The 16,354-nt window shown below is 49.7% G+C and carries 10 protein-coding genes and 1 tRNA gene; 3 read left to right on the forward strand and 8 right to left on the reverse strand.

What is annotated here, in order from left to right; all coding sequences use genetic code 11:
- Nucleotide 1: 1 nt before the first annotated feature.
- From M3089_RS07985 to rsmI, 8 genes are all read right to left on the reverse strand, one after another.
- A complete protein-coding gene (locus tag M3089_RS07985; protein ID WP_205108990.1) occupies nt 2-493 on the reverse strand; it encodes a TlpA family protein disulfide reductase in 492 nt (163 codons plus the stop codon).
- A gap of 72 nt (nt 494-565) precedes the next feature.
- Nucleotides 566-1,630 carry a BACON domain-containing protein gene (locus tag M3089_RS07990; protein ID WP_249083186.1) on the reverse strand — a complete coding sequence of 355 codons (1,065 nt, stop codon included), beginning with the start codon at nt 1,628-1,630 and terminating at the stop codon, nt 566-568.
- 9 nt (nt 1,631-1,639) lie between these two features.
- Nucleotides 1,640-2,956: a DUF4302 domain-containing protein gene (locus M3089_RS07995; protein ID WP_249083187.1), complete on the reverse strand. Its 1,317-nt coding sequence runs from the start codon at nt 2,954-2,956 to the stop codon at nt 1,640-1,642.
- A gap of 13 nt (nt 2,957-2,969) precedes the next feature.
- Nucleotides 2,970-3,884 carry a zinc-binding metallopeptidase gene (locus M3089_RS08000; protein WP_249083189.1) on the reverse strand — a complete coding sequence of 305 codons (915 nt, stop codon included), beginning with the start codon at nt 3,882-3,884 and terminating at the stop codon, nt 2,970-2,972.
- A gap of 35 nt (nt 3,885-3,919) precedes the next feature.
- Entirely contained in the window at nt 3,920-5,509 is a 1,590-nt protein-coding gene (locus tag M3089_RS08005) for a RagB/SusD family nutrient uptake outer membrane protein (protein WP_249083191.1), read from the reverse strand.
- Nucleotides 5,510-5,529: 20 nt separating this feature from the next.
- Nucleotides 5,530-8,853: a SusC/RagA family TonB-linked outer membrane protein gene (locus M3089_RS08010; protein WP_249083192.1), complete on the reverse strand. Its 3,324-nt coding sequence runs from the start codon at nt 8,851-8,853 to the stop codon at nt 5,530-5,532.
- A 3,787-nt stretch (nt 8,854-12,640) separates the two neighbouring features.
- Nucleotides 12,641-13,489: a Cbp1 family collagen-binding glycoprotein adhesin gene (locus M3089_RS08015; RefSeq protein ID WP_205112141.1), complete on the reverse strand. Its 849-nt coding sequence runs from the start codon at nt 13,487-13,489 to the stop codon at nt 12,641-12,643.
- Nucleotides 13,490-13,491: 2 nt separating this feature from the next.
- Nucleotides 13,492-14,190, reverse strand: coding sequence for a 16S rRNA (cytidine(1402)-2'-O)-methyltransferase (gene rsmI, locus M3089_RS08020; RefSeq protein ID WP_205112143.1), 699 nt, complete (start codon nt 14,188-14,190; stop codon nt 13,492-13,494).
- A 94-nt stretch (nt 14,191-14,284) separates the two neighbouring features.
- On the opposite strand from rsmI, the gene M3089_RS08025 reads away from it, so the two are divergent.
- From M3089_RS08025 to M3089_RS08035, 3 genes are all read left to right on the forward strand, one after another.
- Nucleotides 14,285-14,878, forward strand: coding sequence for a thymidine kinase (locus M3089_RS08025; protein WP_249083194.1), 594 nt, complete (start codon nt 14,285-14,287; stop codon nt 14,876-14,878).
- Nucleotides 14,879-14,906: 28 nt separating this feature from the next.
- Complete coding sequence (locus M3089_RS08030) at nt 14,907-16,070, forward strand: AI-2E family transporter (RefSeq protein ID WP_205112147.1); 1,164 nt, start codon at nt 14,907-14,909, stop codon at nt 16,068-16,070.
- Between the two features lie 66 nt (nt 16,071-16,136).
- Nucleotides 16,137-16,209 (forward strand) — tRNA-Lys (locus tag M3089_RS08035).
- Nucleotides 16,210-16,354 lie beyond the last annotated feature (145 nt).

Raw genomic sequence — 16,354 nt, forward strand, 5'->3', positions numbered from 1 at the left:
GTTACTTAATCAGTTCACGCACTTTCTCGATCAGCTCTTTCTCGGCACCATCGGTGTAGCCATTGTGCTTGTACACGATGTTGCCCTTGCCGTCGACGATGATCACATAAGGTATCATCTGTATGCCGAGGGCACGCTTGAAGTCGCTGTTGGGGTCGAGGAGCACATCATACTCCCAGCCATTGCTGTCAACCAAGGGCTTTACCTTGTTGATGTTCTGTGCCTGGTCGATGCTGACGGCAATGAGCTTGACGCCTGTCTCATCCTGCCAGTCGGCGTAAACCTCGCTGATGGCAGAAAGCTCACGGTTGCAGGGCTTGCACCATGTGGCGAAGAAAGAGATAATAAACGGTTTGCCGTCATTCGACAATTTATCTGTCTGTACCGTCTTGCCGTTAATGTCTTTAAGAGTAACGGCCGGCAATGTCTGTGCCTGCGCTATACCTACGATGGCGAGGAAAGCAACTACGAGCAAAACTTTGATACTCTTCATAATTTCAATCTTGATTTAAAAGGTTATAATGTCCGTATCGGCCAACGGCCGACACGGACATTTGATGATTAGTTATCGCAAAACGTAAGATGACGCTACAACGGGAGCGCGCTTCAACGTCGGACGGTAGAACGTCATGAGCGGGCCTTGGTCGGCACTCTCCGTCATCGAGTTGGAAGAGAACGCCTCAAGGATGATGCCGTCTATAGGCAACGCTCCGGCTGTGGTCCCGAGGTAACCGCTGAACGTTCCACTTGTGCCTTCTACATCGTCGTAATCAAACGACAGCGTAAGGGTGGACATAGTGTTGTATGCGGTCCAGTAATTACCGGCTTGGAACGCAGCATAGACATAATAGGAACTGTAACGTCCGACATAGCAACCGCTCTGTATCGTGAAGCTCATCGCATCAGAGTCGTAAGCCATCGGTATGCTCAGGCCCAGGGCAGTGATGCGCAACGCATCCCTTGAAACGGTAACGCTGAAGTTGCGCTGTGGCCCTTCGGCATCGTCACTGTAATAGAACGTGTATGTCCCGGCAATGTCGGTATCGAAATCAGCCTGCTGCACGCGCAACGAGTCTTTCACTCCACCCGACTGGTATGCAACATATCCGCGACGGATATGCCCTGTTGTGTTAGCCGTGAAAGAAACCTCGAGGGTATCTCCCGACAGCGACGTGGTTATCCAATCGGGGGCTGAGAGAACCTGAACGTCCATGTTTGATGTGAAAACAACCACATCAGAACCGGCAGCATTGCCCGACGATATCTCAGACTTGTCTACCGACAAGATGATTCCGCGCTGGGTGACAGGCACCTGTATCGAGTCGGAACCGTTGCGGAGCACCACCACAGTGGAGCGACCGGAAACGCCGGTGTTCTGATCGACAGAAACAATTACCGAGTCGGCGCTGACGGTGGCAGTACACCATGATGCACGCGCTGTTGCAGTCACCGTGCCAGAATTTGAGGCGAAGTGTATTGAGCCCACTGAAGAAGCCGGTGAGAAATCCAAGTGAGCGGCCACAATCGAAATTGAACTTTCCGTTGCATAGGGATTCTCGACATCGTCGTCGCAAGCCACGAACGAACCGAGGCAACAAACGGCAAGCAATATATTAAAAAGTTTCTTCATAACTGTCGATTAATTTAGTTTTGTCATTGATGTTATGTTGAGCATGAGCACATAACCATTAACACCCCACTCAGTGAACTGCCCGAGGCTCTCGCCAGAAGAGTCTGTGAGCCAGAAGCAGAACGAGTCTGTTGTCAGGTTAACATCGGAATTTGTCACCCAATTATACACAGGATTCTCGCTGTCACCATTCCATACCGTAACCATGCCACAGCCTGTGTAAGCCGGGAACAGGTTGCCGCCTGAAGCCCAGTTCATGGCATTCAGCCAGATTATATTGCTGCCCTGCTGGCCTACGGCCTGCGTATTCCACTCGAGGCGGCCTGCCTGGCGGTTGAAATGAAGCACAACCTCAAAGTTCGGGTTGAGCCCGGACATATTGTAAGAAGTGCCGTCTTCAGAAGGAGTGAGCGTCACATCGATGGTCGACTCAACCATATCATTGTTGTTGCCCGGCACATAATAGAGCAACCTGTAATTGCCGGCAAACTTCTCGAAAGACACATAGTCGTCAGGCACAGACCCAGTCATGGCAAAGTTGTTTGCCCCGGCGTTTATCCCGGAGAACGTCATTCCATTGCCATTATAAGCAAACTCAGAGAGAGTAGTGCCATTCACGTCGACGTCATCATACAAGCGTATGCCCGAGTCAGTATAAGTGAATGCGACGGGAACCTGCTCATCAACGCTGTTGTTCGTGTAGTTGAACGTTACAGTACGGCTGTCATAGTCAAATGAAGCCGAAACAGAGTCAGACCCAATCATGCCGTCAGCCGTGGCGACATAGATGCTGTCTCTCATTGCATTGACCTTAGCCAGGTAGTCGAGCGGCGCCTCGGTGAGAGGATGCAGGTAGGCATAGTTGCCGATGCGCTTTCCACGGAGGACAACGAGCTCAGGCGTAGCGCTTTCAACAACGAACTCGTAATCAGCATGATACCCCTCATAGTTGGTAGAGCTCGGCGTAGACAGCTCATGAAGCACCTCGTTGTATGTATCGAAAGTAAGCACAGGGCCCTGGTCGGTGCTCATCTTATAGTAAGAAGTGCACTCCCGAGGCATGCTCTCCGATGCAACAGTACAAGTGAGCGAGTCAAACTTTACGGTCATGGCTCGGCCTCCATACTGCTGGTCGTCACCTATATAATAGTCCATCACCCAACCGTATTGAGCACTCCGCAAGACTTTCTTTGCCTCATTCATGGCCTGCTGAAGGCGCAGGGATGATGATTCGTTGAACGCATCGTCCTCTTCACTCTGGCAAGAAGTAAGCACCAATGCCGGAAGAGCCAGCGCTAACAGAAACAATATATTCTTAATTTTCATAACCTTCATTTGTTTAATCAATTGAAACGTCTGTCAAATCAATCTTCCCTGAAACGATGTCATGCTCACGGCGAAGCACTGCGTCGCGCAACTCATCCAGGTCAATGTTGAAGTTATCCCTCATGTAAGAACGGACGATGTCCAGTTTGCTCTCAAGGTATGCGCGTCCGGGCTGCGGGTTGTCGTCAGTTCCGGCAGCCTCCTGCATCCACTGCTCCCACTGCTCTTCGGTGTTTGTGACATACATCGACATCATCTCGGCGAAGTCCTCGGCATGAGACTGCTGGGCATAGGCAGAGATGTAGCCACGCTTCAGGTAGTCGGTGTTCCAAGGAGCGTCGCTCCAGCTGTCGGCCACATAGCCTGTGGAAGTAATCATCTGGTAGGCGGCAGAATAGTCTACCGTCTGGTTCAGGATATGTGTGAACTCGTGGTGGATGGTCTTCAGGTAATACTCGTTAAGCGACTCAATCGAATACTTGTAGCTATCGATATAGTTGACGCCCATGAGGAATATCTTTCGGCCGCCCTCGGCTGTTCCGAGCTCAAACGTACCATTGTTACGATAGTGCCATTCGCCCTCGAGGAAGAACAGTTTCGGGAAATACCGGCGCGTAAAGTCAATGCCGGCCACCTCGTCGTAAGCCTCGACGCAGCTGTACTTCACGATGTGAGCCATTTGCACAGCCTGCTCATACTCAGCCGGTACAGTATAATAGTCAGCATTGCTCTCGTTGAACTCGTAGCGATACTTCATTTCGATGTTGTATGGCTGAAGGTAGTTCACCTCGAGCCACTTGTCGAGAGGCGTCTGCTCCACCATGTCTGTAGTAATAATAGACTGAGAAGAAAAGTCGTCATCACTACAAGCTGTGAAAGCCAATGCTGCTCCCGCCAGCAAGAAAGAATAATATATATTTCTTTTCATACTTACAATCACTTTAATTGGTTAGTTCGACTGACTTATCTGGGATTAGCCTGCATGCCGGCCTGTATTATCTGCGAAGGCAACTGTATGGCCCTGCGCAAATCATTTGCTGGCAGAGAGTCTGATATCGACTCAGGTTCATCAGAAGCATTCATCGTACGGCGATAAACCGTGATGCCATAGCGCTTGATGTCAAACCAGCGCAAGCCCTCGGCTATGTTTTCCAGTCGCTTGAAGTTAAGCACACACTGCAACATAGACTCCTGAGTGCTTCCGTCGGCATCGATGGTGAATGCCGGGTGGAGCTTCTTCTTCAACGTCGGGTTATCCCATGTCCAGTAAGACATTGAGTTGTAGAACGACGTCACGTTCTCCGGCGTGAGCGTCATGGTCGACGTTGTCCAGTTCTGCATCCAAAGCGTCATGTCTGCGCAAGCCTTTTCATACTCACCCAACATGATGTAAGCCTCGGCACGCTCCAGCAAAACGAGGTCGGCCTTGAACGGAGGATAAACCGAGCGGACGAAACCGGTCTGGTTCTGCGTGTCGGTATACTCAAACAGACGGGGAGACTTTGCAACCAGCACACGGTTGAGCGTACCGCCGATAAACCTCAGCGGCTGGCACCTCATCAGTCGTGAGCCGCCCCAGATGTTGGTGGCCTCAAGAGTCTCTGTCGTCGACATGTAACTGTCGTGGCTGTACTTAGACATGTAAGAATAATTGCTGTTCCAGTAGCCCATCATGGAGATGGCTGTGCTCAGCATAAGGTTGGAGTTGTCAGAGCTGTTGATGTACTGGTTGGTACGCGGAGTCAGGTCGTCGGTGATACCATACGACTCCATCTCATCCCAGTCGCGCAGCATCGACGAAGGATTGGTGCCGAGACACTCCGTAGCATACTGCACAGCCTTGTCCCACTGCTCATAGAAGAGGTAGAAGCGGGTGGCGAAAGCATAGGCAGCCTGCCTGTTGAAGTGATACTTGGGCACATCGAGGTGTGTGTCGCCTACCATAGGCAGAGCCTCCTGGATGTCCTTGTCTATCTTGTCGTACACGTCGGCCACCGAGTTGCGCTCATAGGAAGGGTTGACCGTTGTCTCGGGTTCGGTCATGTATGTCACGCCGAGATCCGTAGAGCTGGTAGCCTTGTTATAGTTCAGCGAGAACATGTTTACAAGCAGGAAGTGGCCGTATGCGCGGCAGAGCAAAGCCTCGGCCTTGGCCTCGCGGAGCGTCTGGGTGGTTGCCCCGCCCATCTCCTCGATAGACTGCAGTGCCTCGTTGGCATTGGCTATGGCCCCGTAGCAAGCGAGCCAGAACACACGCATGTCGTCATTATCCGTGTCAACAATGTCTTGCCAAGCAAACACCTGGTCGTAGAAACGGCTTGTATAATTCGAGAAGCGCGGCCCCATGTCGTCGGTATTGTCAGACATGCACTCTGCCACCATTATATAAGAGTTGTCGGGATAAGCAGATGTTATCAACCTAACCACCTTATCTTCGGTGTTAACTTCAGCACGGTTGTCGGGCATCGTGTCAAGGTAAGAGTCACATGACACCAACGACGAGCCCATCAAGGCTGAAAAGGCTGCGACATATAAAATATTTCTTTTTTTCATTGTTAAGCTCATCTAATTGATTAAATACCAACCTTCAAAGTTAAAGTAAACTGCTTGGACATAGGCAAGGCCACACCACCGGTATTGAAGAACTCAGGATCCTGGCCATTGAGTTTCTTGTCTGCATACAGCAAGAACAAGTTGGTGCCCTGCAATTTCAAAGAGAGTGTATTTACGCCTAAGTTCTGGATAAGCGACTTGGGGAAATCGTAAGACAATGAAATCTCCTTCATGCGGATGAAGTCACCCTTGGCTATACGCTCCGTCGAATAGTTGTATGCATTGTAAGCATAGCGCAGATTGGCGTCAAGCTGGTTCTGCATCTTGCTCGGTATAACCGGTACGGTGGTATGCTTCTCGTCGCCGGGCACAGTCCAACGGTTGTTGAACTCCTTCGGCGTAGCCACGAGGTCGTCGTAGGTGTTAGAGAATACCGGGTCAAGACGCACCACATTTCCAAACGAGTATGTAAGGAACACATTGAGAGTGAAGTTCTTATACCTGAAGATGTTGCCGAAGCTACCAACATGCTTAGGATCGGCCGAGCCCTCATACTTGAGGTACTTGAGCTGCTCGGGATCGTTCTGCTGGAAATTGATGTCAGACACCGTCACCCCGCCAGACTCATTGATGAACTGCGGCAGACCTTCCTCGTTGAGACCCACGAACGGTATCGAGAAGATGGCGCCCACGGGATATCCCTCCATGGCGTAGCCTACGCCCGAAACCAGGTCAAGCATTCTTGTTGCGCTGCGCAGCTCGGTCACCTCATTGTGAGTGTAGCTGTAAATGAGGCTCGTGGTCCACGAGAAGTCCTCGTTTTTGATGTTCGTTGTAGAGAGCGACATTTCGACACCGCTCGACTTCATTGAGGCGATGTTGCCGTACTTCTGCAGCTCACCGCCCACACCTGTTGTCAGCGCGAGGCCGATAAGGTCGAAGTTGCGGCGTGAATAAGCGTCCAAAGTCAGGTTGATGCGGTTGTTGAGGAAGCCCATGTCAAGACCGAAGTTGAACTCGTGCTTCTTCTCGTAAGTCAGGTCGTCGTTAGCGAGCTGATATATATAAAGTGCAGTTTCCTGTACGTCGGCAAACGGACGCCACGGGTTCTGGGCCATGATGACGGCCGTAGAGTTTGTGACATACGACGGGCCGCGGTCGGCAGTCAAAGAGTAAGACAGTCGGAAGGCCAGGTGAGACATGGCGGGCTGCAACTTCTTGAAGAAGGGTTCCTCGTGAACATTCCAAGAACCCGACACGTTCCACGTAGGCAGCCAGCGAGCCGCACGGCTCTTGCCCAAGCGGTTGGTACCCTCGTAGCGAACAGTTCCGTTGATGGTGTAACGCCCTTTGTAAGAGTAAGTTCCGTTGGCAAAGAATGCAGCGCTGCGCTCGTGGGTATTGCTCAGAGAGTAGTAATCTTCACCCTGCTCAAGGCTCTTCTTGAACACCTCGTATGCCCACGACGGAGTCTCGCCAAGCTCATACTGCATACCCCAGCCGCGGAACCATGTGTTGTGGCGCTCCACGCTGTTGATTTCCATACCTCCGTATGCGTTTACGATGTGCGTGTCCTCGCCGAACACATCGTTATATTGTGCAGTGGCGCGGAAGTCGTATCCGAACATGCGGTCGTCTGTACGGTTGATGATACCGCCATAGGGCAGCACCGTCACCGGCAGAGCGTAGATGTCATCTGGGTCGGTATACAGATAGTCGTTGTTGTCGCGTATTGTAGACGTACCCATGGCGCGGTAAGCCTGTGCCTGGTTTGAGGCATCAAGGATATTGTGCTCCTGGGTGGCCGAGCTGTACTTCACAGCGCCGAGGGCGGTGAGCTCAACCTTGGTGATGGGCTTGTAGCTCAACTTGGCCTGCATACGGAAATCCACCACGTTCAGGTCGATATAGTTGTTCTCCAATTCATGGAAGATGTTGAACGGAGCGTAGTTACGCGTGTAATACACGTTCGGGTCGAGCGTGCGCGAAGTGTTCAACGCATAAGAATAAGGGTTGATGTCGAACGCACGCGTAACCTCGCCAGACACAGGGTCGGGCTGCGAAGACAGCGTTCCGGGAGCTTTCTGCTTACGGTAAGATGCGTTACCGATGATGCCGGCGGTCAGCTTCTTCGAAATGTTGTGGTTTACGTTGAAGTTTGCCGTATAGCGCTCAACCTTGCTCTGCTTCGTCCATCCCGGATCGTACATTGCGCTGACAGAAGCATAGTAGTTGCCCTTGTCGGAACCACCCGACATACTGACAGAGTGGGTGTGCTGTATGGAGTTGGAGAACAACTCCTTGAACCAGTCGGTATTGCGATACTCGGCAGCGCGCAGATAAGCGGCGCGGGCAGCCGGAGTGTTGGCCAGTCCGAACTGGCCGGTGTTCGGGTCGTAGGTGTTGATGAGCTCATACATCTTGCCATACACACCGCTGTTCTGTGCGTTGGCAGTCTCAGCATAGTTGAGGTAGCCCTTCTGCTGAAGCTCCTGATACACAGACATCTGGTCTTGTGAGTTCATGATGTTGAACGTAGAGTATCGCGGTATCAGGCGCATGGTGTACTCACCGTTGTAACTTATGTGAGCCTGGCCCGACTTACCTTTCTTTGTGGTAACGACAATCACACCGGCCATGGCGCGTGCACCATAGATAGATGTGGCCGAACCATCCTTCAGAATCTGGAAACTCTCGATGTCGTCTGAGTTAAGACCTGCGATGGCCGAGCTGATAAGCGTATTGGCGTCTCCAGAAGAGAGCTGGTCAGTGCTAACCTCTGCCACGTCCTCCATGATAACGCCATCGACAACCCAGAGGGGGCTGGAGCTGCCGTAGATAGACGTAGCACCGCGGACGCGGATTTTGGGAGCAGTACCGAATGTACCAGACACGTTCTGCACAGACACACCGGCAGCACGTCCCTCAAGCGAGCGGCTGATGTCAGCCACACCGGAAATCTTTGCCCCTTCGGCATCGATTTTTGTAGTTGCACCGGTGAAAAGACGCTTGTCGGTCTTCTGCATACCCGTAACGACTACTTCGTCTACGACATGGGCAGAACTCTCAAGCGAAACTTTCATCCCAGGCTTCGCAACCACTACCTGCGGCTTCATGCCGACATAACTTATCTGAAGTTTCTTGCCGGCCGGCACAGAGAGCGTAAACTGACCGTCCATGTTGGTGGTAGTACCGGTCTTGGTTCCCTCAACCATGACCGTAGCACCGATGATCGGCAGCCCGTCTTCCTGAGATATTACGGTACCTGTAACTTTTGTTTGGGCAAAAGCCATTCCTATTGAAAGGAGAAGGCAAGCCAAAAGCATAGTTAATCTTCTTTCCATAAATACTCTCTTCTTTACTAAATTACTACTATAACATTACAACATGCAAAATTAAACAAAATTATTCACCCCACAGCATAAATGGCTAAAAAAATCAAATATTTAACTTATTTCGTGCTACAAAAGCCTCAAAAGTGATTGTTTTACATTCCACATTGAAAAGATTATCAGTCATTCGTTTACAGTTTGCAAACGATTTGGGTGTCAATTAAGCACTAAAAGCTGCATAAATACCCAAACGTCAAAGTCAAACAACGTATAAATATCCATCCAAAACGTGGTCTATTGAAATATGAGTGCCCCCACCCGACCATACAACCTGGCATCGCCAGGAAATAGCCATGTAAAGTTTTGTTACTCTATTGCTTGGCTTTGCAAACCCGTTGCAGCCCAATGTGTTACGTTAACAGTAAATGGCTAAAGGCAAAATGGCCGGTAACGCATGGCGAAACAACCCTTTTGACAACACAAAACGGGCTGTTTGGGCGTGCAAAACAGGCAATATGGGAAGCAAAGACTGCAATGTAAATATTTATTGCATATAGAGGATATATACAGAACAAGTCTTAAATTCACGAAGGCCGTGGCTACTATATATTATAGGTACGCGCGCACGCATACATAATTATTATATCTCTGGTGGAAAAAACGGAGAACTTTAAAAACTATAATGGCACGAATTAGTAACTGAAAATATCAAGGACCGATGATTATGCCGACAAAAGTAACACGGAAACAGGCGGTGAGGACATAATTTTGAGAACAAATTGCACTGAAATACTATTGTGCTGTAAAATTGATATCAAACACAAAATTGCGCACAAAATGCACAAATGAACGACAGGCGATGGCGGATGGCCGCGATGCGCATGTTAAATCTGCTTCAAAAAATGGCGTCAACCCCATATTAACATGCCGCAAAGTTCAGCCGAATAAACCACAAGGGTGAGAAACTTACCATTTGGGAGGAAACAACAGACACAGAAACACAGACTTTAACGGAACTGGCTTGAAGGGCTTTCAGCATTTTGAAATATATGCGAAAAATATAAACGGGCGGACTGAGCACCGGCAAAGGTGTAATTGAACAGACTCAAAAGATACAGCAAATGTTAAATTTCAAAGTGTACAACAATGCCGCTACCGACAGACAGCACAGTAAATCGGATGTTATGAAGAAAGGCCTTGAATGGATAATTAGGATTTGGGTAATGATAAAATAAAGAAATTCATTCTTGATAACAAAAGCGATTATAAAATAACTTAACTGTTGCAATCAACGAGCCCAAGTATAGCTGTGGAAAAACTCGCGGCTGCCTGTATGTGAATACGCTGACAACAGCATGACAATAACGTAAACGAAGGTTGGGCAAAGACTGGTGTGCATGCCGGCACTCAAGGCAAGTTGCTGAAAGATGGCTCAGCACTTGGGCGCGCAGTGCCCTGGCAAAGGCGCTACACGAAGCAAAGGCGCAGGAGGGAAACCCTGATTTTCAAGCACATAGAGCGCCATCAGGCAACCTTCAGGCAATATGCCTGCTGCCGATAATGCCTTTGGCCTATGCCGGAGCATGGCTTCGCCGATACGAAGAAATACACATTTTAAGTAGCTGTTGAAAATTAATCATCATCAGATTATGCGCAGTTACGGGAATGTTTTTGGCAAGGGCGAAGAAGGAAGTGAAGCGGACCAAACACCAGATTTGTCTGTGGAAAATAACCTGGAAGGGCGTGCAAGATGATGGCAAGGACAAGATACACATATAGATTGGTTTTGTGCCGGTTGATTGTCAACAGACACTTATGAACTCATCAAAACTATTTGCGTAAAGTATTTTTGGGCTTCATTCCGATATTCTTTTCGTCCTGATTCTACACGGCCGTTGGTCACGTAGCCCGCTACGCTCTTCTTTCCTGCAAAGAAACAGCCACAAAAACATCACTCGGACTGAAGTCGAAAGACGGCAAAATGCGTTCTATATATATAATGTGGGGGAAATTAAATGGCGTGAGAATCGCGCAGAGCAAAACTCAAAGCCTCTTGCACGGAAATACGCGCAAAATGAGCGAGATAATTATACCTGAAAAAGAACCAAAATGGCCTGTAACGGGGTTGGAGACACCCAAACCGATGCTCAAGGCAATGAAAAACGTCTAAAAAGGGTGGCCGCACGGTGAGCGGAGAGCGGTTGGGGAGACCATTGGCACGTGGCTGTCGAGCATGCACAACTGCAGCCACGGTGGCCAGGCTAACGTATGAATATATGATTGATAATGAACCATGACAACGCAAGCCTACATTGACGGCAGCCGAAAGGGCGACGGCAGAGCCTTGGCAACGGCAACACCAAAGTAAAGTATCAGTTGACAATCAACCGGCGCAAAACCAATCTATATGTGTATCTTGTCCTTGCCGCCATCTTGCACGCCCTTCCGGGTTATTTCCAAAGACAAATCGAGTGTGTAGTCCGCTTCAACCACTCTTATTGTGCCTTGTAAAACATCGACAGGACTGTGCACAAACTGATGACAATAAGTTTTCCACATCTTCTTATCAATGTGTGCAAAGCAAGCAGCGTGGGTACTCCAGGATAAAGACAAAAGCAAAACCGTGCAGAAACTCGAGTGAATTGACACTTGAACGTATGGCAAAGAACACAGAAGTACAGAAACAGACCAAACACGAATGCAAACGACACAAAACAAAAACTGTAGCGTGGCTGCCCCAAACCAAAACGTCAGTCCATGGACGACAGCCTGACGGGCAGGCAAAAACGGGCGAACCGATTGGACAGGCTGCATTGTTACGGCTGGTGGCAACAACACATGTAATTTTATAAATCATTGATATTTAGCACCATATCGTTGCACCATAACAAGTGACTTATTGTCTACAACCATTTTAGTATCGCCATTTTATCTTACTCTTATCACGTGTCAAATCATATAAGTGGCATATTTTTAAAATAGGAAAGTCAGAAATATAAGTCAGACAAGATAAGACTTAGTACTTATAATGTATCGAAATCAGCCAAATCGCTTATTATTCCATTTTATAAGTAGGTGTTCAAAATTAATTGCCATCAAATTGTGCGCTATTTCGGAGATGCATGCCAAAGTCCGAAGAGAGAGCGTAGCGGGCTACGCGACCGATGAGACTTTGGTATGCGGCCCGAAAGAGCACACAAGATGGTGGCAAAGATATAGAGGACACCTGCAAGGTCTATTGTATCGGTTAATTTTGAACAGCTACTTAAGTAGGTGTTCAAAATTAATTGCCATCAAATTGTGCGCTATTTCGGAGATGCATGCCAAAGTCCGAAGAGAGAGCGTAGCGGGCTACGCGACCGATGAGACTTTGGTATGCGGCCCGAAAGAGCACACAAGATGGTGGCAAAGATATAGAGGACACCTGCAAGGTCTATTGTATCGGTTAATTTTGAACAGCTACTTAAGTCAATTAACTTATAATATTGGGGTTGGCAGAGATATTATTCATACAAATGCATTAGCAGGAACATTGTTGAGTTTTGGCATTGCCACATTATCAGGCTTAATGGTAAAACAATTATCATTAGTATTCTAAGAATGTAGAATACAGCTAATTAAGACATGACGTATCGCAGTATGACACAAGCCGCACGCAACTGTAGCCAACAAGCATGCAAAACCACCAAAGGGAAGACCAAAGCAATGGCCTTCCCCCCGACGGTAATTCTTTATTATACAGCATATTGACATCCAGGCGCCGGCAAGATGGCGAATGCGCCCGCCTGCCGTGCCACCGTCACTTTACAAGTATCACAAGATACTTGCTCGTGCTCCAGAATTGCTGTGGATTGGTGATGCGCAACACATACTGCTTGTTGGCATCCTGCTGCAGTGTATAACTGCCAGAGGGATGCGCCGTGAGCAATTTTGCCGACCGCGAGTAGAGCTTTATCTCCTTGGTGACGCGAATGTCAATCTTGGTGAAGTAATCACGGTTGAAGTTAGACTGCAAAACCTTGCCGTCAACATATATGCGCTGCTCTTTCAACTCGCTCTTGGTGCCAAACACATACCATGCCGAATGCAATTGCTTGTCTTGCGAATTTATGGTCTCTGTCTTCTGCTTGCCCTCGGCAGTGAGGTTGTTGACATTGGTGTTGAGATTGGCTATCTTCTCGTCGAGATCCATGATGTGGATGTCTTTGGCATCGAGCTCGGCCCTGAGCTGCTGCAGCTGCTGGTCTTTCTCCTCCATCTGCTTTGTCAGGTTGTCTATTGTACGCTGCAACTGGTCGCCCTTGATAGTTCCCTCACGCAACTGGCGCTGCAACTTGGCAATGAGCTCCCTGTTCTGCTTCATTGTCGACTGTATGAACTGCAGATTCTCGCGTATTCGCTGCTCGCGATTGCTGCCCTCACCCTGCTTGGCCAGGCTGAGTCGGTTTTCGGCCTCATTGATTTCGCGGAACCCCTCCTCTATCTCGTTCATAGTTGACATCAGGTCGTTGATTTCATTGTCCTTCTGAGCAATAACCTGTGTCAGTGAGTCACGCTGCTGCGCTGCCGCAAGGTCTGTCTTCGGCTTGTCTTGCTTGCACGCCACGATGGCCATCAAGCATATTCCTACAAACAATAGTTTCTTCATATTCACTGAGTTTTAGTTTTACTTTCTTTTTCATCTGCACCGGCAACCACTACCACTATCTCGCCACGCGGCGGCACTGCCGCAAAATGGGCGGCCAGTTCGGCCAGCGTGCCGCGAACGCTCTCCTCATGCAACTTGGATATCTCGCGGCAGACGCAGGCAGCGCGCTCACCGCCGAAAACATCGGCAAGCTGCCCTATTAGTTTACACAGGCGGAAGGGCGACTCGTAGAACACCATGGTGCGCGTTTCTGAGGCAAGGGCCTCAAGACGGGTCTGCCGCCCTTTCTTCTGTGGCAGGAATCCCTCGAACACAAACCTGTCGCAAGGCAGGCCGCTGGCCACCAAGGCCGGCACAAAGGCTGTGGGCCCCGGCAGGCATTGCACCTCGACACCTGCCCTAACAGCCTCGCGCACGAGGAAAAACCCCGGGTCGCTAATGCCTGGCGTACCGGCATCGCTGATGAGGGCTACGGTCTCACCGCCCAGCAGACGCTGCACCACGGCAGCCGAAGTGCCGTGCTCGTTGAACTTGTGATGAGACATCAAGTGGTTGCTGATGCCGTAATGCTTAAGCAGCACACCCGACGTACGGGTGTCTTCAGCCAGCACGAGATCAGCCTCTTTGAGCACCTTCACCGCGCGGAATGTCATATCCTCAAGGTTTCCCACCGGGGTGGGAACAACGTAAAGTATCCCCATATTATTTGCAAATGTAACGATTTGTTCCTTACGGCCAAAAAAAAGCAGCCAAATCTTTGCAATTTTTAAAACGTATTTGTACTTTTGCGTCGAAATGACAGATAACTTAACAGGGGAGTCCCGCCGACAGGGACGTATAGAAGTAGTGTGCGGCTCTATGTTCTCGGGCAAGACCGAAGAACTGATACGCCGCTTGCGACGGGCCGAATTTGCCAAGCAGAAGGTTGTGATTTTCAAGCCCGCCATAGACACTCGATATTCCGATAAAGACGTGGTGAGCCACGACAGGCACAAGACAAGATGCACGCCGGTGAACTCGTCGGAGGAAATTCTTCTGCTGGCCGAAGATGTCGACGTCGTCGGCATTGATGAAGCCCAGTTTTTCGACAATGGCCTGCCTGACGTGTGCAACCAACTGGCCAACAGTGGCGTAAGGGTAATCGTGGCCGGGCTGGACATGGATTTCAAGGGTGTGCCGTTTGAGCCAATGCCCGCATTGTGCGCCATTGCCGACGATGTAACCAAGGTGCATGCCATCTGTGTGCGCTGCGGCGCCCTGGCCTACGCCAGCCACCGCACCGTGGCCGACGAGAAGCGCGTGATGCTCGGCGAGACAGCCGAATACGAGCCGCTATGCCGCGAATGCTACCAGAAGGCCATTCACGAACCAGGCAATGCCAGAGGCTGACTAATTATTATATAAGAGAATTATGCCCATGCTCGACAAAACGATAACCTTCGACAGATTTGTGCGCGGTATGCTCTGTGCACTGCTGATAGCAGCCATTCTCTATGTGCTCAACTACCTTGGCAGCGTGCTGCTGCCGTTCTTTGTGGCTTGGCTGCTGGCCTATCTCATCTATCCCATAGTAAGGTTCGTGCAGTACCGCCTGCACGTTCCCGGCCGTGTGCTGGCCATTGTCGTGTCGCTGGTGTTTCTCGTGGCAGTGATAGGCGGAATAATCTACCTGATAATCCCGCCGATGATTGACCAGTTCGAGAAACTGGGACAGCTTGTCACCCGATACCTGCATGAAAAAACGCACATAAGCAACTTTCCGCTGGCCATAAGGACTTGGATTGAAGAAAACAGCCAGGCCATACAGGACGTGTTCAACGACAGGGAGGTAAAAAAGGCCCTCAGCGACACCATGCCCAAACTATTCACGTTTATCGGACAAACGGCCAACGTGATAATCAGCATCGTGGCATCGCTGATCACCCTGCTATACCTCTTTTTCATTCTGCTCGACTATGAGAAGCTGGCGGCAGGATTCATAAAGATATTCCCACCCAAAAACAGGCATTTCTGGCAAGCGCTGATTGGCGACGTGGAGCGCGAACTGAACAGCTATATCCGCGGCCAAAGCCTCGTGGCTCTATGCATAGGCATTCTGTTCTGCATCGGCTTCACCATCATCGATTTCCCCATGGCCATCGGCCTCGGAATAATGATTGGCATAATGAGCCTCATACCATACGTGCACGGACTGGCACTGATACCGATGGTGTTTCTTTCGCTGCTCAAAGCTGCCGACACGGGACAGAATTTCTGGATAATACTGGCATCGGCCGTTGGGGTGTTCCTGGTCGTTCAGCTCATAACCGACATGATACTCACACCAAAGATAATGGGCAAGGCCATGGGGCTCAACCCGGCCGTGCTGTTGCTGTCGCTGTCGGTTTGGGGAGCACTGCTCGGCTTCATCGGCCTGATAATAGCATTGCCACTGACAACACTGCTAATAGCTTATTACCAGCGATATGTAACCAAAGAAACAGCCACCTCAGGCACCGAAGAGGCGGCCACTACGCCAAGCTCCCACCCTATCGACGTAACGTCCGAAAAAGAAGAAAATGAGCAAAAACAGCCGGAATAATTTGGCCGTTTCAAAAAAACATATTACCTTTGCACACGCTTTTATGAAGCACATTATAAAAGCACCGATCCGCTAGCTCAGCTGGTAGAGCACAACACTTTTAATGTTGGGGTCTTGGGTTCGAGCCCCAAGCGGATCACTTAATCAAATGGTAATACAACGAAAGCCGCTGATAATCAATCATTATCAGCGGTTTTTCTTTTATCCCCACCGCTTTTCTACTGCGCCAAATAGCGACATCGGGGCGAACGTGGAACGTTCGCACTCGATCTAATAACTTTTAA

It is taken from the genome of Marseilla massiliensis (genome assembly GCF_023336985.1).
GTDB lineage: Bacteria > Bacteroidota > Bacteroidia > Bacteroidales > Bacteroidaceae > Prevotella > Prevotella intestinigallinarum.